Origin of the sequence: Micromonospora sp. NPDC023966, from assembly GCF_040639095.1 — a bacterium.
Taxonomy (GTDB): Bacteria; Actinomycetota; Actinomycetes; order Mycobacteriales; family Micromonosporaceae; genus Micromonospora.
Map to the genome: position 1 here is coordinate 661662 of NZ_JBEZZJ010000001.1, position 21824 is coordinate 683485.

21 protein-coding genes and 1 tRNA gene are annotated in these 21824 nt (G+C 69.2%); 14 read left to right on the forward strand and 8 right to left on the reverse strand.

Translation table 11 applies throughout. The features are described 5' to 3' along the window. Positions 1-59 precede the first annotated feature (59 nt). Entirely contained in the window at positions 60-1367 is a 1308-nt protein-coding gene (locus AB0F68_RS03205) for a D-arabinono-1,4-lactone oxidase (RefSeq protein WP_357332584.1), read from the reverse strand. 225 nt (positions 1368-1592) lie between these two features. On the opposite strand from AB0F68_RS03205, the gene AB0F68_RS03210 reads away from it, so the two are divergent. Further along, positions 1593-2168, forward strand: a complete 576-nt coding sequence (locus AB0F68_RS03210; RefSeq protein ID WP_357332884.1) for a TetR family transcriptional regulator — start codon at positions 1593-1595, stop codon at positions 2166-2168. Between the two features lie 116 nt (positions 2169-2284). Here the strand turns inward: AB0F68_RS03210 and AB0F68_RS03215 are convergent, their stop codons facing one another. Next, positions 2285-3493 carry an amino acid deaminase/aldolase gene (locus AB0F68_RS03215; RefSeq protein WP_357332586.1) on the reverse strand — a complete coding sequence of 403 codons (1209 nt, stop codon included), beginning with the start codon at positions 3491-3493 and terminating at the stop codon, positions 2285-2287. Between the two features lie 218 nt (positions 3494-3711). On the opposite strand from AB0F68_RS03215, the gene tmk reads away from it, so the two are divergent. The 6 genes from tmk (at position 3712) to ricT (ending at position 9705) form a co-directional block, all read left to right on the forward strand. After that, positions 3712-5868, forward strand: coding sequence for a dTMP kinase (tmk, locus tag AB0F68_RS03220; RefSeq protein ID WP_357332588.1), 2157 nt, complete (start codon positions 3712-3714; stop codon positions 5866-5868). Then, a complete protein-coding gene (locus tag AB0F68_RS03225; RefSeq protein WP_357332590.1) occupies positions 5865-7157 on the forward strand; it encodes a DNA polymerase III subunit delta' in 1293 nt (430 codons plus the stop codon). Before tmk ends, AB0F68_RS03225 begins: the two co-directional genes overlap by 4 nt. A 116-nt stretch (positions 7158-7273) precedes the next feature. Then, positions 7274-7603 carry a YbaB/EbfC family nucleoid-associated protein gene (locus AB0F68_RS03230; RefSeq protein WP_099162865.1) on the forward strand — a complete coding sequence of 110 codons (330 nt, stop codon included), beginning with the start codon at positions 7274-7276 and terminating at the stop codon, positions 7601-7603. Position 7604: 1 nt separating this feature from the next. Beyond that, on the forward strand, positions 7605-7910 hold the full coding sequence (locus AB0F68_RS03235; RefSeq protein WP_357332593.1) for a type VII secretion target: 306 nt from the start codon (positions 7605-7607) through the stop codon (positions 7908-7910). Next, positions 7910-8578 (forward strand): hypothetical protein, encoded by a 669-nt coding sequence (locus AB0F68_RS03240; RefSeq protein WP_357332595.1) that lies wholly within the window; start codon positions 7910-7912, stop codon positions 8576-8578. The genes AB0F68_RS03235 and AB0F68_RS03240 overlap by 1 nt, the downstream gene beginning before the upstream one ends. A gap of 290 nt (positions 8579-8868) precedes the next feature. Next, the gene (gene ricT / locus AB0F68_RS03245) at positions 8869-9705 is read left to right on the forward strand and encodes a regulatory iron-sulfur-containing complex subunit RicT (protein ID WP_357332597.1); all 837 of its coding nucleotides are present in this window, start codon (positions 8869-8871) and stop codon (positions 9703-9705) included. A 79-nt stretch (positions 9706-9784) separates the two neighbouring features. Here the strand turns inward: ricT and AB0F68_RS03250 are convergent, their stop codons facing one another. Continuing rightward, a complete protein-coding gene (locus AB0F68_RS03250) occupies positions 9785-11521 on the reverse strand; it encodes a metallophosphoesterase (protein ID WP_357332599.1) in 1737 nt (578 codons plus the stop codon). Between the two features lie 132 nt (positions 11522-11653). On the opposite strand from AB0F68_RS03250, the gene AB0F68_RS03255 reads away from it, so the two are divergent. The 3 genes from AB0F68_RS03255 to AB0F68_RS03265 all read left to right on the forward strand — a co-directional run bounded on the left by AB0F68_RS03255 (position 11654) and on the right by AB0F68_RS03265 (position 12915). Continuing rightward, positions 11654-11727 (forward strand) — tRNA-Thr (locus AB0F68_RS03255). 171 nt (positions 11728-11898) lie between these two features. Then, positions 11899-12294, forward strand: coding sequence for a hypothetical protein (locus AB0F68_RS03260; RefSeq protein WP_357332601.1), 396 nt, complete (start codon positions 11899-11901; stop codon positions 12292-12294). Positions 12295-12657: 363 nt separating this feature from the next. Further along, complete coding sequence (locus AB0F68_RS03265; RefSeq protein ID WP_357332603.1) at positions 12658-12915, forward strand: DUF6221 family protein; 258 nt, start codon at positions 12658-12660, stop codon at positions 12913-12915. Between the two features lie 986 nt (positions 12916-13901). On the opposite strand, the gene AB0F68_RS03270 is transcribed toward AB0F68_RS03265, so the two are convergent. Together AB0F68_RS03270 and AB0F68_RS03275 are read right to left on the reverse strand one after the other, a co-directional pair. Then, positions 13902-14246, reverse strand: a complete 345-nt coding sequence (locus tag AB0F68_RS03270) for a hypothetical protein (RefSeq protein WP_357332605.1) — start codon at positions 14244-14246, stop codon at positions 13902-13904. 327 nt (positions 14247-14573) lie between these two features. Beyond that, on the reverse strand, positions 14574-15614 hold the full coding sequence (locus AB0F68_RS03275; RefSeq protein ID WP_357332607.1) for a hypothetical protein: 1041 nt from the start codon (positions 15612-15614) through the stop codon (positions 14574-14576). Positions 15615-16121: 507 nt separating this feature from the next. Here AB0F68_RS03275 and AB0F68_RS03280 point away from each other — a divergent pair. Then, positions 16122-16361, forward strand: a complete 240-nt coding sequence (locus AB0F68_RS03280; protein WP_357332609.1) for a hypothetical protein — start codon at positions 16122-16124, stop codon at positions 16359-16361. A 64-nt stretch (positions 16362-16425) separates the two neighbouring features. On the opposite strand, the gene AB0F68_RS03285 is transcribed toward AB0F68_RS03280, so the two are convergent. Continuing rightward, a complete protein-coding gene (locus AB0F68_RS03285; protein ID WP_357332611.1) occupies positions 16426-16719 on the reverse strand; it encodes a hypothetical protein in 294 nt (97 codons plus the stop codon). A gap of 255 nt (positions 16720-16974) precedes the next feature. Here AB0F68_RS03285 and AB0F68_RS03290 point away from each other — a divergent pair, with 255 nt between their 5' ends. The 3 genes from AB0F68_RS03290 to AB0F68_RS03300 all read left to right on the forward strand — a co-directional run bounded on the left by AB0F68_RS03290 (position 16975) and on the right by AB0F68_RS03300 (position 19862). Continuing rightward, entirely contained in the window at positions 16975-17463 is a 489-nt protein-coding gene (locus AB0F68_RS03290; protein WP_357332885.1) for a S1 RNA-binding domain-containing protein, read from the forward strand. Between the two features lie 444 nt (positions 17464-17907). Continuing rightward, the gene (locus tag AB0F68_RS03295; RefSeq protein WP_357332613.1) at positions 17908-18405 is read left to right on the forward strand and encodes a hypothetical protein; all 498 of its coding nucleotides are present in this window, start codon (positions 17908-17910) and stop codon (positions 18403-18405) included. 890 nt (positions 18406-19295) lie between these two features. Next, entirely contained in the window at positions 19296-19862 is a 567-nt protein-coding gene (locus AB0F68_RS03300; protein WP_357332615.1) for a heme-degrading domain-containing protein, read from the forward strand. A 306-nt stretch (positions 19863-20168) separates the two neighbouring features. On the opposite strand, the gene AB0F68_RS03305 is transcribed toward AB0F68_RS03300, so the two are convergent. Together AB0F68_RS03305 and map are read right to left on the reverse strand one after the other, a co-directional pair. Then, the gene (locus AB0F68_RS03305; RefSeq protein WP_357332886.1) at positions 20169-20738 is read right to left on the reverse strand and encodes a TIGR03086 family metal-binding protein; all 570 of its coding nucleotides are present in this window, start codon (positions 20736-20738) and stop codon (positions 20169-20171) included. Positions 20739-20966: 228 nt separating this feature from the next. Beyond that, entirely contained in the window at positions 20967-21785 is an 819-nt protein-coding gene (map, locus tag AB0F68_RS03310) for a type I methionyl aminopeptidase (RefSeq protein ID WP_357332617.1), read from the reverse strand. Between the last annotated feature and the right edge of the window lie 39 nt (positions 21786-21824).

The following is a 21824-nucleotide window of genomic DNA, read 5'->3' on the forward strand; positions in this document are numbered from 1 at the left end:
CGAGATCTTGGAAGGAAAGGGTCCCCATGAGGGCCAGTTCCCTCCAAGATCTTCTGCGGTCAGGCGCCCAGCACCTGGTTCAGGTAGGGGTTGGTGAAGCGGCGATGGGGGTCTAGGCGGTCGCGGATCTTCAGGAAGTCGGTGAACTTCGGGTAGGCCGTGGCCAGGGACTCCGCGGTTCGCCAGTGCAGCTTGCCCCAGTGGGGCCGGCCGCCCAGCTCCGTGGTGACCTCCTCGAAAGCGCGGAAGTACGGCTCGTAGGGCGTCCCCACGTACTGGTGGATGGCGACGTACGCGGAGTCCCGCCCGTATCCGTGGGAGAGCCAGATGTCGTCGGCGGCGGTGAACCGCACCTCGACGGGGAAGAGCACCTTGAACGGCAGCCGGTCCACGATCCGCCGCAGCTCCGCCAGCGCGGTGGGCAGGGCGGCGCGCGGGAGCGCGTACTCCATCTCCACGAAGCGGACCCGGCGCGGGGTGCAGAAGACCCGGTCGGAGCGGCCGGTGTAGGTGCGTTCGGTGAGCGCCCGGGCGGAGACCGCGCTGATCCCGGGGGCGAGCGCCGGCACGGCGCGGCCCAGCCGGCAGGCGCCGGCGAAGACGGTGTTGGAGAGGAACTCGTCGTCGAGCCAGCCGCGCCAGCGGGGCAGCGGCTGGTCGTCGGCGGGTACCCGGTCGTTGGTCTTGACCTGCACCCGGTCGGTGTAGGGGAACCAGTAGAACTCGGCGTGGTCGTGCTGCTCGACGAGGCCGGGCAGGTCGTCGAGCACCGCGGCGAGGGCCGCGGGCCGCTCGTGCGCGCGGAGCACGAAGGCGTCGACGCACCGCAGCGTGACCTCCACGAGCACTCCGACCGCGCCGAGCCCGACCCGGGCGGCGGCGAACACGTCGCGGTGCTCGTCGGCGGAGCAGCGCAGCACCTCGCCGGTTCCGGTCACCAGGGTCAGCGCGGTGACGAAGGTGGACAGGCAGCCGAGCTTCCCGCCGGTGCCGTGGGTGCCGGTGGAGAGCGCCCCGGCGACCGTCTGCGCGTCGATGTCGCCGAGGTTGGGCAGCGCCAGGCCGTGGCCGGCGAGCAGGTCGTTGAGGGTGTGCAGCGTCATTCCGGCCGGTACGGTGACCAGACGGCGAGCGGGGTCGACGCTGACCCCGGTGTCCAGGTCGGCGAGGTCGAGCCGGTGCCCGTCGGCGACGGCGGTCGCGGTGAAGGAGTGTCCGCTGCCCACCGCCCGGATGGTCCGGCCGGTGTCGGCGGCGTGGCGGACCGCCTCGGCGACCTCCTCGACGGTGCGCGGGCGCACCGTGAGGGCGGCGGTGCTGCGCTGGTTGCCGGCCCAGTTGGACCAGGCGGCTGGCGTGCCGACCATGGACGCTCCTCGACGTGAATATGAACTGACTTCATATCAGGAACGTTGTACCTGGTAAATACCGCAATCGAGCCCGGCTCGTTGTACCGGTAGTCACAGAGTCGTGACGTGCAGATATGTTCATCCGTCGAAGGGGGGTGGCGCCGAGTGTCCACACCAGCCGCCACGACCGGGCCGCTGCGTCGGGTACCGGTGCAGGGTCGAAGTGTCGCGCGGGTCCAGCGAATGCTGGACGCCTGCGCCGAGCTCGTCGACGAGGTGGGGTACGAGGGTTTGACCACGACCCTGCTCGCCGAGCGTGCCGAGGTGGCGATCGGGTCGGTCTACCAGTTCTTTCCGGACAAGCGGGCGATCGTGCAGGCGCTGACGCTGCGCACGATGGAGTCCTATCTCCAGCGGCTCGACGAGCGGTTCTCTTCGCCCGACCTGACCCACTGGTGGGACGGTGTCGACGCGGCGATCGACGAGTACATCTCGATGCACCGCACGGTCCCGGGATTTCGTACCCTGCACTTCGGCGACGTGGTCGACCTGCACCTGCTCGACGAGCAGCGGGACAACAACGGGGTGATCGCCGATCAGCTCGCCCGGGTGCTCACGGAGCGTTTCGGTCTGGCCGGCGTGCCCGACCTCCGGTTCCACCTGGAGGTCGCGGTGGAGGCGGCCGACTCCCTCATCAAGCTGGCGTTCCGCCGGCGGACCGAGGGCGACGAGCGGGTGCTGGTCGAGGCGAAGGCGCTCATCCGGGAGTACCTGCACCGGCAGGTCGACGCCCGGACGGAGGCCGTCCAGCAGGGTTGAGCAGGACGTCGCCGCCTGGTGCCGGCGGTGACGGCAAGGTGCGATTGCCCGGGGTGCGACCGGGGCAGACGACGAGCGGCGGGTTCCCGAGGTGTGCCGGGGCCCGCCGTCACCATTTAGAGGAACGCGTGGCCCTCGCCGCGGTAGGTCGGCACGGTGGCCACCACGCTGTCGCCGTCGACCAGATGCACCTCGTTGACGTGCTCGCACAGCTCGCCGGCCTTCGCGTGGCGGAACCACACCCGGTCGCCGATCCGCAGGGCGGTCGCGACGTCGCCGGCGAGCGGGGTCTGCACCTCGCCCGCGCCCTCCGCGCCCAGCAGCTTCAACCCGGCCGGCAGCCACGGCCGGGGGAGCCGGCTGTCCCCGGCCGCGCCCGAGGCGATCCAGCCGCCGCCGAGCACGGTGGCCAGCCCGGGCCCCGGGCGGCGGACCACCGCGCAGGCGAAGAACGCCGCCGGGGTCGGCCGCCAGGCACGGTACGCGTCGAAGAGCGTCGGCCCGTAGAGGCCGGAGCCCGCGGTGACCTCGGTGACTGCGGGGTCGGCGCTGGTGGCGGCCACGCTGCCGGTGCCGCCGCCGTTGACGAACTCCAGGTCGGCGTGCTCGCGTACCGCGGCGACCGCGGCCGCCCGGCGGGCCAGCAGTTCCCGGTACGACCCGCGCTGGGTGACCCGGATGGCCGTGCCCAGCAGCGCCTGCCCGGGCGGGGCGTCGCCGAGGCCGGCGATCTGCGCCTCGTACGACATCAGGCCGACCAGCCGGAAGCCCGGCCGGCCGGCGACGGTGGCGGCGAGCGTGCCGGCCGCCCCGGCGCTGTGCACCGGGGACCGCCGCACGCCGACGTGCACCCGGCCGCCGAGGGGTCGCCAGGAGGCGTCCAGTTCGAGGCAGACCCGCAGCGCCGGCCGGCGTCCGGGCGGGCAGACCTGGTCGACCAGGTCGAGCTGCCCGGCGTCGTCGATCATCAGGGTCACCGCGTCGGCGAGCGCCGGGTCGGCGGCCAGTTCGGCGAGCGCCCGCCGGTCGGCGGTCGGATAGGCGACCAGCACGTCGTCGCTGACGCCGCTGCGGGCGAGCCAGAGCGCCTCGGGGAGGGTGAACGCCATCACGCCGCGCCAGCCGGGCCGGCCCAGCGCCCGGGTCAGCAGCTCGCGGACCCGGACCGACTTGCTGGCGATCCGGACCGGCTTGCCCGCGGCCCGGTCGACCAGCGCCTCGGCGTTGGCATCGAACGCGGAGAGATCGACCACGGCGTACGGCGGGTCGAGGTGGGCGGTCGCCCGATCGAGGCGATCGCGAAGTTTGTCTCGGTCGGTGGCCACGTGTGCACGCTAACTGTCTGGACGACAATGCGAAATACCCTCGCGTCTGTCCGGGCTGCGGGCGGTGGTCCCGGCGGCCTAGGCTCGGCGAGCAGGCGAATGTCGCGGAGGGGGACGCATCTCGCCCCGACTAGAGTGTTCCACCGGGGATGCCCAGCTCTGGGCCGGCACGTGGAGGTACGGCCATCGAAAGCCAGAACAACGGCGAGTCGCCCGGCGTGTCGTCGCCCGCGGCGCAGGCTGACCGCTCCGGAGCCGCCGCCATCCGCTCGGTGCTGCGCATCCGGCCGTTCCGCCGGCTCTGGATCGTGCTCGGCGCGGCCTCCTTCGGCGACTGGCTCGGCCTGCTCGCCACCTCGGTCTTCGCCGCCGCCCAGGTCTCCGGCAGCACCGCCAAGGGTGCCGCCTTCGGCACGACCATCGCCATCCGGCTGCTCCCGGCGCTGCTGCTCGGGCCGGTGGCGGGCGTGTTCGCCGACCGGTTCGACCGGCGCTGGACGATGGTCATCTGCGACGTGCTGCGCTTCCTGCTCTTCGCCTCCATCCCGCTGGTCGCGCTCACCGGGGCCGGCAGCGGGGTGGTGGTCAGCTGGGCGCTGGTGGCCACCTTCCTGATCGAGACGGTCACCCTGATGTGGATCCCGGCCAAGGAGGCCGCGGTCCCCAACCTCATCCCGCGCGCCCGGCTGGAGACCGCCAACCAGCTCACCCTGATCACCACGTACGGCCTCACCCCGATCGCCGCGGCCATCGGCCTGGCGGTGCTCGACCGGAGCATCCGCGGGATCACCGGCGGCGAGATGCCGTCCTGGGCGGAGCCGGCGCAGCTCGCCCTCTGGTTCAACGCGTTCTCCCGGCTGGCTACCGCGATCGTGGTGGCCGTCGGGATCAAGGAGATCAGCCAGGCGCAGGCCGCCGAGCGGGAGCGCACCGAGCAGAGCATGACGCGCCAGTTCACCGAGGGCTGGCGGTTCATCGGCCAGACGCCGCTGGTCCGCGGCCTCGTGCTGGGCATCTTCGGTGCCTTCGCCGGTGGCGGCATCGTGATCGGCACGGCGAAGTTCTTCGCCGCCTCGCTCGGCGCCGGTGACGCCGCGTTCTACCTGCTTTTCGGCGCGATCTTCATCGGCCTGGCGATCGGCATCGGGGCCGGCCCGATGATCGTCCGGGACATGTCCCGGCGCCGCTGGTTCGGCATGAGCATCGTGCTGGCCAGCGCCTCCGTGCTGGTGCTCGCCTTCGCCATCCACCTGTCCATGGCGATGCTCGGCGCGATCCTGGTCGGCGCGGGCGCCGGCATGGCCTTCCTGGCCGGCACCACGCTGCTCGGCGGCGAGGTGGCCGACGAGGTGCGCGGCCGGGTCTTCGCGGTGGTGCAGATCGGCACCCGGCTGGTGCTGATCCTCGCCATCGCGCTGAGCAGCCTCCTGGTCGGCGTCGGCGGCTCCCGCCAGCTGACCATCGCCGACCTGGGCATCTCGGTCTCCTCGACCCGCCTGCTGCTGCTCGCCGCGGGCGCCGCCGGCATCTTCGCCGGGATCAGCGCCTTCGGGCAGATGGACGACAAGAAGGGCGTGCCGGTCCTGGCCGACCTCTGGGGCTCGATCCGGGGCCGCCCGCTGATGCCGGCGGAGCCCTTCGTCTCCAACGGCCTCTTCGTGGTCTTCGAGGGTGGCGAGGGCGCCGGCAAGTCCACCCAGCTCGCCGCGCTCGCCGACCGGCTGCGCGGGCAGGGCCGGGACGTCGTGGTCACCCGGGAGCCGGGGGCCACCGGCATCGGCGAGCGGATCCGCGCGCTGGTGCTGGAGACCTCCGGCGACGAGGCCCCGTCGCCGCGCGCCGAGGCGCTGCTCTACGCCGCCGACCGGGCCCACCACGTGGCCACCGTGGTCCGGCCGGCACTGGTCCGGGGCGCCGTGGTGATCAGCGACCGGTACGTCGACTCGTCGCTGGCGTACCAGGGGGCCGGGCGGACCCTGCCGGTGCAGGAGGTCTCCTGGCTCTCCTCGTGGGCCACCGGCGGGCTCAAGCCCGACCTGGTGGTGCTCCTCGACGTCGACCCGCGCACCGGCCGGTCCCGGGTCGACTCCCGCAACCGGGGCGCCGACCGGCTGGAGGCCGAGTCGCTCCCGTTCCACGAGCGGGTCCGGTACGCCTTCCTCGACCTGGCCACCGCCGACCCCAAGCGCTACCTGGTGCTCGACGCGTCCCGCCCGGTCGAGGAGATCGCCGCGGCGGTGGCCCGGCGGGTGGACGAGTTGCTCGTCGACCCGGCCGGCATCGTGCACCCGCGCCCGGCCCAGGGCCCCGACACCACGGTCCAGCCCGAGTTATCCGACGCGGAGCTGGTGACGATGGAGCGCCCACCACGATGACGGACGTCTTCGCCGACCTGGTCGGGCAGGACGAGGCGGTGGTCACGCTGCGCCGGGCGGCCGCCTCGGCCGCCGCCCTGCTGCGTGCCGCCGCTCCCGTGGCGGCCGGCGGAGCGGGCCGGACCGGCGGCGACGACGCGCTCGACGCGCTCGCCGAGGAAACCGACGGGCCCGCCCCCGCCGGTCCGGAGGGCGTCGATCCGGGCGCCGGGATGACCCACGCCTGGATCTTCACGGGGCCTCCCGGCTCGGGCCGGTCGGTGGCGGCGCGCGCCTTCGCCGCCGCGTTGCAGTGCGTGCACGGCACCGGCTGCGGCCGCTGCCCCGGCTGCCACACCACGCTGGCCGGCACCCACGCCGACGTCCGGCTGGTGGTGCCCGAGGGGCTCTCCATCGGCGTGGGCGAGATGCGGGCGCTGGTGCTGCGGGCGGCCAGCACGCCGTCCGGCGGCCGTTGGCAGGTCGTCGTCATCGAGGACGCCGACCGGCTCACCGAGGCCGCCGGCAACGCGCTGCTCAAGGCGATCGAGGAGCCGCCCCCGCGTACCGTCTTCCTGCTCTGCGCCCCCTCCACCCACCCGGACGACATCTCGGTGACCATCCGGTCGCGGTGCCGGGTCGTGCCGCTGCGGCAGCCGCCGGCCGGCGCGGTGGCCGAGGTGCTCGTACTCCGGGACGGCATCGCCCCCGACGTGGCCGAGTGGGCCGCCGCGGCCGCGCAGGGACACGTGGGCCGGGCCCGGCGACTGGCCCGCGACCCGGAGGCCCGGCAGCGCCGCGACGCCGTGCTCGCCGTGCCGCGCCGGCTGACCGGCGTGGGCGCCGCGTTCGACGCCGCCTCCGCCCTGATCGAGGCGGCCGAGGCCGAGGCCGCCGCGTCGGTGGCCGAGATGGACGAGACGGAGAAGACCGCGCTCCAGACCGCGCTCGGCGCGGGCGGCACCGGCCGGGGCGCGGCCGGGGCCATGCGGGGCGCCGCCGGTCAGCTCAAGGACCTGGAGAAGCGGCAGAAGTCCCGGGCCACCCGGGCCCAGCGGGACGCGCTCGACCGGGCCCTGGTCGACCTGGCCGGCTTCTACCGGGACGCGCTGACCATGGCGCTGCGGGCGCCGGTCGCCCCGGTGCACACCGACACCGCGGCGCTGGCCGGGGCCGGCGCGCAGAAATGGGATGCCGAGGGGGCGCTGCGCCGGCTGGAGGCCGTGCTGGAGTGCCGGGCGGCGATCGAGGCGAACGTCAAGCCGCGGATCGCGGTGGAGGCGATGATGCTCGCCCTGTGGCGGGGCTGAGCACCCCCACTGTCCACAGGGCATCGACAGGCTTTGTTCACTGCGGTACGGTCCGGTGTGGCCGCGTGACGATGGCGGCACGCTCAGTGACGGGGTCAGTCGGGAGGAGTCCGCCGATGCCACGGGGGGAGATCGACGAGGCCTGGATCGAGGAGGCGGTGCGGCGCTACCGCCGCATCGAGACCCTCCAGGCCGAGTTCGACCAGGCGGTGGCGACGGTCGAGGTCACCGTCCGCTCGCCGGACGGCCTCGTCGAGGTGGTGGTGACCGCCGGCGGCCGGATCACCGACGTGCGCTTCCTCGGCCCGCTGCACCAGCGCAGCCCTCGCGACGTCGCCGGGTCGGTGCAGGCCGCCGTCACCGCCGCCGCCGACGCGGCGCAGTGGGCCCGGGAGAAGCTGCACAACGAGACCTTCGCGGCCTACCGGCCGCTGGCGGGAGCCTGACATGGAGACGTTGCGCGCGCTGGCCGCCCGCCTCGACGAGGCCGGCGCCACCCTCGCCACGCTGGCCCGCACGGTCACCGCCACCGACCCGCCCCACCCCGCGTTCGGCACCCACGCCACCGGCCGGCCCGGCGAGGTCGGCCGGGCCCTGCACCGGCAGTGGACCGCGGCCACCGGCGACCGGGCCCGCGAGGCGCGGGCCGCCGCCACCCGGCTGGCCGCCGCCGCGGCCGCCCTGCGCAGCGCCGCCGACCGCTACTCCGCCACCGACGAGTCCGTCGGGCGGCGGCTGGCCCGGGAGGCCTGATGGACGCGCTCGACCGGCTCGCCGAGCCGGGTCTCGACCTGCTGGCCCGGGTCGACGCGCTGCTCGCCGGCGGCGCTCCCGAGGGGCACCGGCTCTGGCCGCTGCTGCGCCGGATGCAGGTGCTCCCCGGCGCGGCCGTGCGCGAGTTCCTCGACCTGCACCCTGCGCCGCTGACCGGCGCCGGCCACGCCGTGCGCCGGCTCGTCCGGGGGTACGACGACACCTGCGCCATGCTCGCCGACCCGGTCGCCTGGTCCGGGCCGGCCGCCGCGGCCTACGACGAGGCGCGCAGCGCCCTGCTCCGGCACCTCGACGAGGGGCCGGAGAGCCTGGTCGGGCGGCTGGAGTCGACCGCCGGCTACGCCGACGCGCTGGCCGACTGGGTGGAGCGCAGCCGGGCCGCGCTGGCCCGGGCGCTGGCCGACGTGCTGCGCTCGGCCGAGGCGGTCACCGTGCACGCCGCCACCCGCCCGGGCGCGGACGCCGGCCGGTCCGGGGCGCTCGCGGCCGCCGAGATCGCCATCCGGGTGCTGGGCGTGCTCGGTGCGGCCTACGACGGCGCGGAGACGCTGCTGCGCCAGTGGGCGCCGAGCCTGACCGAGACGACCTGGCGGGACCGCACCTCGACCGCGCCCCGCTACGGCGGCACCACCCGGATTGGGCACTGACCCCGGCGCCTGCAGGTCCACGGCGTCGCACGCCGAACCGGCCGTGGCCGGGCTCCGGCGGCGACGCCGTGGCCTTCCCCTGCACCCCCCGCAGGTATGACTTCACTCAACGCGGTCGACCGCCGTTTGTCCTGTAGCTGACTCATGTTTCAGCCGTCCGGGCGAGGATCAACGACACGAGGGGTCGAGATCGATTCGGTCGAGTCGACAAACATGGATCGCTGCGCCGGGTGACCGGACGGCGACGGGCGGCGGACCCGGAGCCGTCCGGAGGTCGTAGGGTGGTGGGCATGGGCATGCTCTGCGCGGTCAGTTTCAACCGGTACGGCCGCCTCTACTACCTCGACCCCGGTGAGCTGCGCCCGCAGGTGGGCGACAAGGTGCTGGTGCCCACCGACGAGGGACCCGAGGTGGCCGAGTGCGTCTGGGCGGCCCAGTGGGTCAGCGAGGAGACCAGCGGCTTCCCCCGGCTCGCCGGCCTGGCCGGCGAGGACGACCTGCGCCGCGACGAGTTGCTGCGCCGGCGCAAGGCCGACGCCAAGGTGGCGGCCAAGCGGCTGATCCGCGAGCACGGCCTGCCGATGAAGGTGGTCGCCATCGACCACGTCTTCGCCACCCCGGAGACCGGCAGCGACCGGACCACCGTCTACTTCACCGCGCCGCACCGGGTCGACTTCCGCTCCCTCGTCCGCGACCTGGGGGCAACCCTGCACTGCCGGGTCGAGCTGCGGCAGCTCTCCGCGCGGGACTCGGCGCGGGTGCAGGGCGGGATCGGCTCCTGCGGGCGGGACCTGTGCTGCGCCACCTTCCTCACCGACTTCGAGCCGGTGACCATCCGGATGGCCAAGGACCAGGACCTGCCGCTCAACCCGCTGCGCATCTCCGGCGCGTGCGGCCGGTTGATGTGCTGCCTGAAGTACGAGCACCCCCTCTACCAGCGGTTCCAGGAGTCCGCCCCGGCGATCGGCAGCCGCGTCTCCACCCCGGAGGGCGAGGGCAAGGTGGTCGGCCACAGCGTCCCCCGCGACTCGGTCACCGTCCGCCTCGACGCCGACGGCTCCCGCTGCTCGTGCAGCCGCGCCTCGGTCTGCGCCCCCCGCCAGGCCCACGACCAGCACTACTCCTGACCCCTTTCGCGCTGTTGATCAAGAGGTTTGCGTCAGGAATCGTCTGTCTCCTACGCAAACCTCTTGATCAACTGCGGGGTCAGCGGAGGACGATGGGGGGCTCGGCCAGGCGGGGGGTCAGCGGGGTTTTGGGGAGGAGCCAGCTCGACGTGGGGGACTGGTCCGGGTTGAGCTCCCAGGCGTGGCGGACCTTGTCGACGGCGATCGGGTAGATGGTCAGCGTGCCGTCCGGGTCGATGCGGAGCCGGAGGAACGACTTCGAGTCCTCGATGCCCTGGCCGGCGAAGAGCTCGTTGACGTTCACCCCGAACGACCCCGCCACCAGCAGGTAGAGCGCCACCAGCTGGCTGGAGATCAGCCCGCTCACCGGCCCGTACAGGACCGCCGCGGCGACCGCCGGCAGCGGCCAGGGCCAGTCGTAGAACGGCAGCTGCAGCCAGAGCCAGGTGCCGCCGGCGGCCAGCGCCACGTGGGCCAGCCCGTGCGTCACGCCGAGGATCCAGTGCCGGGCGTGCCGCTTCCCGCCGGAGCTGGGCGGCTTGGCGAAGAACGCCGCGCCCAGCAGGGTCACCACCAGCATGATCACCAGTGGGACGCTGAACAGCCGCTGCTCGGTGGTGCCCACCTGATTCGCCGCCACCCCGGCCATGGCCAGCATCAGCAGCGTGTGCAGGGTGCCCAGCAGGGTGGTGAAACCCGGGTTGCGGAACGGCAGCCGGGCGAAGATCCCCCAGCCGTAGCGCCGCGAGCGGGCCTTGTCCGGATAGCGGGCGGCCAACTCGTACTGGCGGGTGCGGCTGGCCCGGCGGGCCAGGGTGTCCCGCGGCGGCACCTCGAGCCGCTCGGGCAGCTGGTGCGTCGGGTAGAGGTAGGCGCCGCCGCCCCCGCAGGTGATCAGCTGCCGCTCCGGACCGGTGTACCGGGCGTAGTGGTGCAGGTCGCCGGAGACCAGCAGCCGCACCTGCGCGCCGGTGGGCGCGACGATCGTACGGATGAAGTAGTCGATCGAGTCGTAGGCCGTGGGATGGTCGTGGGCCTTGACCCAGGTCGGGGCCGGCACCGCCAGAATCACCTTCGACCGCGGCGTGAGCTTCCGGGCGACCTCGTCGAAGTAGGTGAGCTGCGGGTCGTCCAGGTACGAACCGGACTGGTCGTCGAGGCCGAGCAGCCACCAGTCGGCCGGCAACTCCACCGCGAAGTACGAGCGGGACTGGCCGGTGCCCCAGCCCGCGAAGTGCCGGTCCCGGGACCGGACGAACAGCCGCAGGAACGCGGTCAACCCGTCGTACCAGTCGTGGTTGCCTGGCACCGCGAAGAGCGTCGGCCGCTGCGGCGGCGCGATCGGCAGCGCCGCCTGGTACGGCCCCTTGCACCGGTCCTCGTACGCCTCGTAGGCCGCCGACGGGTAGACCTGGTCACCGCCCATCACCAGGGTCTGCGCCCGGGGCAGCCGGTGCCCGTCCACCTCCAGCTCCGGCTGGGCGAGCAGGTACGCCACCGAGTACGTGGCGTCGAAGCCGTCGCCCAGGTCGGCCACGTAGTCCAGCCACAGCCCGCCGTCCGGCCCCACCTGCCGGAAGGTGTCGTCGCCGAACGCGTTCTGTAGCTCGCGCTTGTCCAGGTACGCCCCGAACAGGATCGCCAGCAGGGTCCGCAGGCCGGTGCTGATCAGCAGCAGCGGCGCCAGCCAGGGGACCGGCTTGCGTGGGGTGAAGCCCAGCTCCAGCGGGTCAAGGCTGTGCGGCCGTCGGGTGGCCCGCTCGCCGGGCTGCGCCTCCGGGATCGGCTGCTGCGGCGGTACGTGATCGTCGCTCACCCGCCGCAGGGTAGTCCGGACCGACCGCGAAGTCTCTCCCGCGGACGTACCGAAACTCCCGGTTGTCCGGATCGGAGGTGAGGGGATCCCGTTCGGCGTCCGGGGAAGTGTGCCGTACACTTGACGATCGTTGCCGCCTTAGCTCAGTCGGCTAGAGCGACGCACTCGTAATGCGTAGGTCGACGGTTCGATTCCGTCAGGCGGCTCGGTACAGAAGCCCAGGTCATCGGCCTGGGCTTCGCCGTTTCCCAAGGTCGACAATCTCGCCGCCGGCGGTGCCAGTCCGCAAATAGTCCGTATCCCGTGCAGCGACCGCCTCGTCCAGCCGGTTGGCGACCGCGTCCAGGTCGTCACCGAACAGACGGCAGCATGTGCCAGTGAGTTTCGACCTTGACGTGCTGGCCATCGACACGGCGGCGAGTGACGACGCGGTGCGCGCCATGGCGAAGCGCTGCTGGAGCGGTCAGCACCCCGAGGGCGAGTTGGACGAACGCATCGTCGGCTTCTACGAGAGTCTGCGCGGCCGCTACCCCGACTTCCCGCCGTACCGCGATGACTCGCCCTGGACTTCGATGCCGCTCGGCGTCGGTATCGATCACGTCAGCATGAGCATGAGCTTCGGGCAGCGCAGCACTCCCGCTCTCCAGCTGGTCGTGGATCTTGCAGTTCGGTATGGGCTGACGATCTACGACCCGCAGGGCGATGAGGTCACCCGGCCTCACCTGCGGTCGGCTAGCCATCCGGACGCCAGCACTGCCGAATTGACCTCTTAAGGATCAAGGCGGCCCGCAAGCGGGCCGCGCCGGCCGCGCTCGGCCTGCTGGCGGCGCAAGCGCCGGCATCGGCCGGCGCGCCGGCCGATACAAGCGATGCCTCCGGCGGGGGCCAGACGACTCCAGGATGGCGGCTGTACCGCTGCGGTGAGTGAGTGGTTGGGGAGCTTCCATCCCGCCCACCACCGACCCAGGCAAGCCGAGCAGACCAGGGCCAGGGTGACAAGGTCGTTCGTCCGGTAGGGCGCTCCACCTTGTCACCCTGGCCCTGGCCCGCTCCACGGAGTGTGGGTCGGCGGCAGACGGGATGGCAGTTAGCGAGCGGCGTTCGAGGCCCAGGTGGCGGTGTGCGAGCATCCACAGATGGATGATCTGCTGAGATTCCTTCATGCCCGTTACGAGGTGGACTGCCACGCCTACGCCGAGGTGGCCCATCGCTTCGGGGGCGCAGCTCTCCTCGACAGTCACCTGCCAATGCTGGACCTGGTGGACATGCTGGCGCGGGAATACGAGGCGATGGACCCCGCTGACCAGCGTTTCGCCGGTCTCGCGTACGCGCTCCGAGTACTCGCGCAGTCGCACGACGAGCACCCGGCCTACCGCGAGGAGTGGCGGCCCTAGCTACTCACGCCGCCAAGGTTCCCGGTGGTTCCCAAGACGACGCTGAGGGCCGGAAGCCCGAAGGCGGGCATGGGCCATCCGTGGGCCAGTAGCCGTGGCGCGCAACGGGCACGAGGGGGCGCGAGGCGCAACTGAGCCGGTTGCCGCCGGCAGGCGTTTCGGGCATCACGACCGCTTGAGCACGCTCTTCCAGACTGGCGGTGAGGGCCCAGCTCCAACTACGCCAATAACTGCCGGTAGAGCGCGAGAAGCAGCAGGCCATTGCCGGCGCCAGTCGTTGCCCAGCCGGCGCGAATAGTTGCCGTTGGATGGCGAGGCCACCAGCCGCCCGGGACCCAGGCAGGAAGGAGGGGTCCCTTTCCTCGGGATCGACGCCGCCGGTACACGTAGCCTTGGCCAATGGAGATGAGGCCGAAGACGATGACCACCAGCTCGAACGGCTGGGCATCGGCTCTCGCTGCAACGTCCACGCGTCGATCATGACTTGTCTCGTCAACCGTGCCATTAGCGTGCCATTGGGCGAGGACATCAGGGGCCAGCCGAGGCCACGCGAGACTGTCGGGATTAGGCCGTCAAGCCCGTGACCTGCCGGCGACCGGCAATTCCCAAGCTGTTCCTGGGTCCCTTCGGGGCGCCGCACATGCGGGAAAATGGACACGCCAACCGCCCCGAGGCCCGTAATCAAAGCCGTGGCGCGGGGTGGGAGCACGGCGGGCCATAGCTGTTACCTGCAGTTTGTCACTCTGGCCGTCGGCTGGGGAGCCCATTTTCGGGTCTGACGCTCCCGGCCGCCGCGACCAGGCGACGGTCCGCATCCAGTCCGCAAGAGGTCCACGGAAGATGGGGGAGCGGTGAGAGATGTCGGAAGGCCTTTCCGCTGCTAGGCCCCCAGGTGCCCAGGTGGGCGGGACGGGCAGTTTGATCTCATAATCCCTCGGTCGCCGTGCCCTTTGCGAGGGCGCCCCGCCTTGTCCCGTCCAGAGAGCTCATCGCCGTGTCGAGGTGCGCCGCCTGCGCCCCCTCTTGATCAGAGCGCCGAACACGCCGACGCACACAACCGAACAGACGGCCATGACTACCGCTGCGAACGGATCACTTTTCGGGCCTGACAAAATTTCCACCGATGTAATTCCGAAAATGACGGCAAGTCCAGGCAGCAAAATGCGCGCCACACCCCGATGATGACGCCGATTGTGTGCGGCTTGAATACGACGTTGCTCGGCGGTGAGGTCCTTCTCCCAGGGGGTGTTGAAGGGCCAGTTGGCCACCCAGATTATGGCAGTCAACCCCGCAATAATCATCAGCACTGTAACGACGGCTTTGAAGAACATGCTCTACCTCCAGAAGCCGTCAGTCCATGACAGAACCGAAGGCGTTGGTGAAGGGTTATGGACGGCGGGGACCTGGGTCAGTAGGTGCGAGATGATAGTGACTGGTAAGCGACGGCCTGTAAAGCAACTGCGACGGACACCCTGCCGCTGGTGGGCTACCTGACGGTGGGAGCCATGGCCGGGAGCCACCGGGGCGAACGGAGCCGGACGAGCCCGGACCGATCCAGTTGCCGAGGGCGCGGCGACCAGGGCGAGGCGGACGTTGCCGAACGGCTGCGGTGTGGTCTTGGGAATCTACGGATCAGAAGGTCAGTCGGGCCAGCTGGACTACAGCTCCTCCACCGGCTTCGTTTCGCTCTGCTCCCTGTCTCGCTCGCGCCGGTACGCCCTCAGCATGAGCTTTCGCATGTATAGGTTCTGTAGCTCTTCCTCATCGTTCCGCAGTGTTGCGTGAACGTAATTGAGGCTGTCAGGGTAGTCCCTGAAGTGCTCTAACGCTACATGCGTATAGCAGCCAGCTTTCACGCGCACCTTCAGGTCTCCCACCTTTAGATCGTCGGCTTCGGATTTGACGCGAACAACCGGCTCGGCTTCGACCTCTATTGTCGTGGAAGTCATCGGATCGTCTGTGCTTCCGGGCCGGAACATAAACGAATCCTTAGTCTGAAAGTGGGGTCTCCTTGGCGGCTCGGCATCCATGGCATCCAGGCAATCCCAAATTTGCCGACGAGCGTATAACTGAAAGAGCGCGAACTGGCCCGGATAGAGAATGCGCGCATCGTTAGCGGGGTCACACACGGGAGGCTCCCCTAGCGGCTCGCCGGTTAAGGGGTGCTTTCCTTCGTGGAACTTCGGACCGTTGCAGTAGACGCGAGCACTCGATTCGCCGTCGTTATACAAGGTCCCGGAGATCACGAAATAGACGTCCGAGTGCCACTCAGCCCAGGGAACAATAATGTCCTCGCGAGAGGGCGCTACTGTTGGGTGGGGAACTGGGACGCTGAATGAACTTTCCGAAACCTGTGGATGTCCTACGACCTCAGTTATAGCTACCACAATCGAGGGTGCTGCCTCGTCAATCCTGCTCCGCGCTGCTGCTAGGGCTTCCACTTCAGCGGTAACGCTCGCAACGGAAACCTGCGCCGAGGCGTCCTGAGCCTGCTGCATGGCGGCTTCAGCCTGGCCCTCTGCAGCATGAGCGCTGCGCTCGGCAGCCCGTGTTCCACGCTTCGAAATCACCACGGACCAAACGGCAACAACTAACGCCATCCCGGCAACGAGGGTGGACAGTCGGTCGCTGTGAGCCAGCCAACTCCAGACCCCCTTCCAGAAGTCTGGATCGCTGAGAGTTTCAGGGTCAACCTTCACTGCACGTCGCACCTTCTGCTACTTGGCGAGACGCCAGGGTAGGACAAGTGCGCAACCTGGTTGACTCGCCACCGGTCATCGGTCCACTGCATCAGTCCTTATCTAGTCCTCAAGAGGCCGTACCGCGACCACCGGCCCTGAGAGATGCCGAGAGGGATTTCCGCAGGCCAGCCACGGTCCGGGCAGGTAGACCGAGGTTGGCAACTTGATCTCGTAATGCGTAGGTCGACGGTTCGGTTCCGTCAGGCGGCTCCATAGAAAGGCCCAGGTCATCGGCCTGATCGCCGATCATGACCGGGGCCTTTTGCTTGCCATCGCGCTTAGAGACTCGGCGGGACGCCGGCGGTTCGTGGGTGCCGGCGGCTGTCGCCGTTGCATGGAATCCACGTCAAGCGAAGTGTCTGCCGTGGGGCGGTGCCAAGTGGCCACGGTCGAAGCTGTTCATCCTGTGTATCGTCGTCTGCTTCTCCAACCCGGATCTTGCAGATGTATGACGAGGAGGACGGCGTGAGCGTCGATGACGGTGGGGGTTCGCCGAGGGATTCGTCCTGCTTCTACTATTCGATCGGTCTGCCACTGGGTGAGGGGCAGGATGACGTTCCTGCCCTGCTGCGGCACGTGGCGAAATCAATCGAAGACCTCGCCGAGCACGGCACGGTCGACGTAGCGGGTCTGATGTACAGCAACGACGAGGTCAACGAATACGGTGAGTGGCCTTGCGTGACCGTCTTCTACACGCTCGACTAGCTGGTCGGTAGGCCGGCGGTTCGCCTCCTACTGGACCGCCCCCTGAGATCGCCGAGGCAATTCATCACTGGATGAGGGCGGTGCCCACCACGAGCGCGATGATGCCTGTGACCCAACCGAAGAGCAGGCCCAGGCCGAGGCCGCGGTCGCCGCGTAAGACCAGCACACTGCCCGGCACCGCGCAGCTGGCGAACATTGCTAGCTGGAGGAGTACGACCAGGCAATCCACCATGAACAGCGAGTCCGGGCTGGCGTCGTGGACGAACGTGTAGTACGAGGAAAGCCAAAGGCCGCTCGCGGGCAGGTGGCCGGCGAGGGCTATGCCGATGCCGGCGGCGATGTGCCCGGGTCTGACCAACCCCAGGCGTGCCGGCAGTTCAGCCGGCGCCGGCGGCCGCTGCTTCGGTCCTGCCCACTCGTGATCGGGCGGAGAGGGAGGTGAAGCAGTCATCGCCAGTGGCCTCCACGACCGCACCTCGCAAGCCACGCTGTGCCATCCTGCGGAGAGACCCGGAGCATGCACGGAGACTACGGCGACCCGGCGTGCACGTGGGGCCCCAGCGTTCGCCTGTTCAGGAGCCGCAAGTCGCTCCGTCGGCTATACAGATCTGGCATGTCTGGAGGTCAGCCGAAGCGCGGCGCGGTGCTGGGTGGGATCATCTCAGAGATCCACAACTTCGGCGTCTTCGTGCGTCTCGAAGGGGACCGGGCCGGCTCGCCCGGCACTGGGTTCATTCGGATTCCGGAGCTGACCTGGGAGTACTTCTGCGACCCAGCCGACGTGGTGCAGGCTGGCCAGCAGGTCTCCGCCGAGGTGCTCGACTTCGGCGCCATCCGTGGACAGGTGCAGCTTTCGCTGAAGGCGTTGCAGGAGGATCCACTGGTTCAGTTCGCGGGCCGGGTCGGTGAGGTGTTGTCCGGGCCGGTCGTCAAGGTGGTGCCGTTCGGTGTCTTCGTCCGCGTCGCGCCGGGCATCGCGGGACTGCTCCACGAGTCAGTTCTGACCCGGGAGCCAGTGGCGGGAGAGATGGTCACCGTCACGATCGCCGAGGTGGACCGGCCGCGGCGCCAAGTGCGGCTGGAGCTCGCGCCGACGCGTTGATCGGTCGCCCATTGCGAGCCGCCCGAATCAACACCGGCGACAACGGTTTCAACGTCCACGAAACCCACGTCACGCGCGGATCGCGGCAGATCCATGTACCCGGACACCCCTCCGCCACCGCGGATCTGACCGATCGGTCGTTTCCATCAAGCAACCGGACATGATGGAGTATCAGCATGATCATCCGGTCGCGCACATGGATCACCGCTGGCCGTCTGGAATGCAAGACACAGGTCTTCGGCGCCTTGGCGCAAGGCAGGCCGGATTTGATGTTGAACAACAAGCCCAGGTCGACGAGGTCCCGGTCGCAGGACTGTTCCACCCGTCTCTTCCAGGCCTAGTGGCTGAACGTCGAAATCTTTAAATCCCGGCACCCTGCCCGAATGGTGAATGCCGGACATTTGGCGCAAGTTGGCAATATTTGCTGATGGATGGAGGATCTACATGAGCTTGAATAGTGAAGATGAGGTCAAGAAGGCGCTTGATATTGATTCTTGGCGGAATCTCTCGAAGGATAAAGTCATCAAATTTGCAGCCATGATGCCCGACATGAGCAAGGAGGTGAGCATAAAGATCATCGAGCAGTTTCCCAAGTTTAAAGAACTTGCGCTCGGTGCGTTGAGTGTCATTGAGAAAGAGCATGAATCAACACTTGCGTCCAATGCGCAGAGTCAAACACACGTTCACACTGCGTATCAAGACATCAGAAAGATGCTCCAGGACGAGCTTGAACGGGAAGATCTGAGCGCGGAAGACCGGAGGATCCTCATTGAACAGCTCATGGAAACCGGCGAGAAAGAGTTTGAAAAGGACACCGAAAACAAGCAGTTCCTAGATGGGTTGTTCAACAAGGCGTTGATGGGGGTCGGTGGCCTCGTCGCCGCAAGCTTGGTCTTCGTTGGTGGCAAAGTAGTGCTTCAACGTGCAAACGATTCGGCGTAGCAGATGGCTGCGACGCGAGCGTTCGTCATCTGCATCGTGTGGGCATGATCGAGTATGCCCGCATCGGCAGATCAGTGCGCCGAGACGCATAACCGCGCTATCCTGCGGAGGATCTTGCGGCCTGTGCACAATCGTGGCGCCTCTGGCTATGCGGCGGGGTGCAGGTAACTGAGAGTGACCGCACCCCGCTACATGTAATGCACGTCGGCTGTTTACCGACGGGGGCGGAAGGCGTCGGCCGCCGCCCTGATCATGTCCGCCCGATGCTCCGACTCAGAGCTTTGAAGGACGACGGCAAAGATGGCCAGTCCGGCCACAGCTCCGGCCACGGGTACGCCGACGATGATGAGGGCAGTCCGCGGCGACAGGTTCTGAATGAGTCCGAGTTCCACAGCGTTCTCCTAGCTCTGGCCGAGCTGGAGCCGCGCAGGACTCAGCTCGGCCACTAATGGCCTGTTAGCTGACGTCCTGCTCCGACTGGGCAGAAGCCTTGTGTTGCTCTGACCACGCGCTGTGTAGGTACCGCTGTTATTCACTCGTGTTCCGTCTGGTCTTCTGTATAAATGGCTCGTCCGGTCGTCGGCACCGGACTTCGCCGCAAAGCATTGACCAGAGGGTCAGAAGCCACCCGAGGGCTGGCACTTGCCGGACAGCGTACCCGACCACCACGACCACTGCTGCGAAGGCCCCCAGCCGGCTGAGCAGTCAGTCGCCGAGTCGGGTGACGGGGATGCGTTGAGTGACGGCGGCGATGGTGACGGTGCAGGCGCGCTCTCGCCCGGATGGTCGAGTGCACTCAATTCGGCAGTTTCGGATGTCCGTTACCTGCGTCGAGCCGCCTACGCACGACCTGCGGCAGAAGCGGATGCCGGCATGACCCCGATCTGCTGATGGACGTACGGCACGATGAACGTTCCGCTCGCCAGTTCTTCCTCTGCTTAGATCGTTCTGACGATCGAGGAAGGGAACGGTACGCCGTGACGCCGGAGCTTCAGGAGCAGGAAGAACGCCTCCAGTTCGACCGCTTTGACCATGACGACGCCTGGGCCCTGGGAACTCTCCTGGTCGGCCTGGCCAGAGAGCGCGGCCACGCTGTCACCGTCGACATCCGCCTCGGCGACCACCAACTCTTCCACTACGCACTGCACGGCACCTCCGCCGACAACGACGACTGGATCGAACGCAAGATCCGCGTCGTCCGCCGGTTCGGACACAGCTCCTACCTCGTGGGCCAGACCTACCGCGACCGCGGCACCACCTTCGAGGAACAATCCCAACTCGAACCGGCCCTGTACGCCGCGCACGGCGGCAGCTTCCCGATCATCCTCAGGGACACCGGCCCAGTCGGCACCGTCACCGTCTCAGGACTGCCCCAACTCGACGACCACCGACTCGTCGTCGAGGCCCTCGAACTCTTCCTGAACTCCAAGGGCTCCGAGAAGGGGACCGTCTCGTGAACGGCTCCTTCTCAACTTTCGGCTGCCTCACTCTCGGCGGTGACGGAGGGCAACCTCGGCCGAGCAGCATGCGGTGTCATAGGAGCGGGAAACCGACACGTCTGGACATCTGACGCTTCACCAACTGGTCTTGGTGTTGACCCCTCCGATCGCCTCCACGCCACCGCTGCTGACACCAGAGCAACCAGCGACCACCGCCCGAGACAGCCGACGCCCGCTGCTTGCCGTGCGTGACGCGCGGTCTGCGGCAATTCCGCGCACCTGATCTCGGTGAGCAATGGTCATCGGCAGATGCCTCCTCGAATGTCATCGAGGCTCTCTCTTGTGACCGAGAAGGCGCGCGAGTTGCTCCGTCGTGGATGAGGGCTTCGCCCCGACAACGGGCGCGTCGTACATGACTCCTCGGAGCCGGTCGGGGATGGCGGCTGCAGCATAGGAGAGGCAGCGATCGGCAATGCCGTTCGGTGCATCGCTCGGCTGGCCGCTGGCCACGGCCAAGTCCCATCCATGCGTGATCGTCTCGACCGTAAAGCCGCCTGCCGCTTCCGCAGCCGTACAGGGCCCCCAAGGCGCGATGACCCCGTCAGAAGCCGCCAGCGGCGACCACGCCTCTCGGATCGAGGCCGCCAACGTTGCATACGTGGAGGCGAGTTCCGCATCTGGAACGCTGGTGATCACGTGCGGGATGCCCCGTGTCGGGATGCCCCGGGCGGTGCCGAGTCCACGGTGTGCGGTGCCGATGAGGTGACCCAGCAGCCCTCGAACATCGAAATCTACGCAGGGAGTGCGGGCTTCGAGGTGCTCACTCCGCACCTGTGTCATCAGCTGGGTTACCCAGCCGAGAGCATCGAAGTAGTCCTGCCGTTGCCGCACCATCGTCACGCGATCACGATAGTGCCGATCATCAGGACGGAGGCATCCGCTATCGGGACCTCAGGGCAGCTGAGAGGGCATTCGCCGGCATCGCCATCGTCGTCCTGGACTCGGCTAGCTTCGCCGACGATGTGCAGCAGGTCGTTTCCGCGGCGACACCCCCTGGGCCCACGGAAGCTGCGGCAGGTCCCATCCCGGAACGCCCTGAGTCACGCCCCAAGGGGGAGCGAATCAGGAGGCTGTGGCGGGCTTCCTGGTCGGATCGGCCGAGGTGGCGCCGTCAGTGGGGCGGCGGGTCAGGACCTGAGGCCCGGAATCCGTGATGGCGACTGTGTGTTCGGAGTGGGCGGTGCGGGAGCCGTCGGCGGAGCGGATGGTCCAGCCGTCGTCGTCGAACCTGATCTTGTCGGTGGAGCGGCAGAACCAGGGCTCGATGGCGATGGTGAGGCCGGGCTCGAGTTTCAGACCGCGGCGGGCGCGGCCGTTGTTGGGGACGTGCGGGTCCTCGTGCATGGTGCGGCCGATGCCGTGGCCGCCGAACTCGCCGTTGACGCCGTAGCGGTAGGAGTGGGCGACTTCGCCGATCGCGGCGGAGATGTCGCCGAGGCGGCCGCCGGGCTGGGCGGCGGTGATGCCGGCTTCCAGTGCGACCTCGGTGGCCTCGATCAGCTTCAGGTCGGCCGGGTCGGGGGTGCCGACGATGACGGAGAGCGCGGAGTCGGCGACCCAGCCGTCGATGCCGGCCGCCATGTCGATGCTGAGCAGGTCACCGTCCCGCAGAACGTAGTCGTGCGGCAGGCCGTGCAGCACCGCGTCGTTGACCGACAGGCACAGCACGTTGTGGAACGGGCCGCGGCCGAACGAAGGGGCGTAGTCCCAGTAGCAGGATTCGGCGCCGCGTTCCTTGATCCGGCGGCGGGCAAGGTGTTCGAGGTCCATCAGGTTGACGCCGACTGCGGCCACACCGCTCAGCTCGGCGAGCAGGTCGCCGACGAACTGGCCGGCCACCGCCATCCGGCGGATCTCCTCGGCGGACTTGAGCTCGATCACGACAGCCTCCCCCTCTGGATGCGGTATTTTAATACCGGG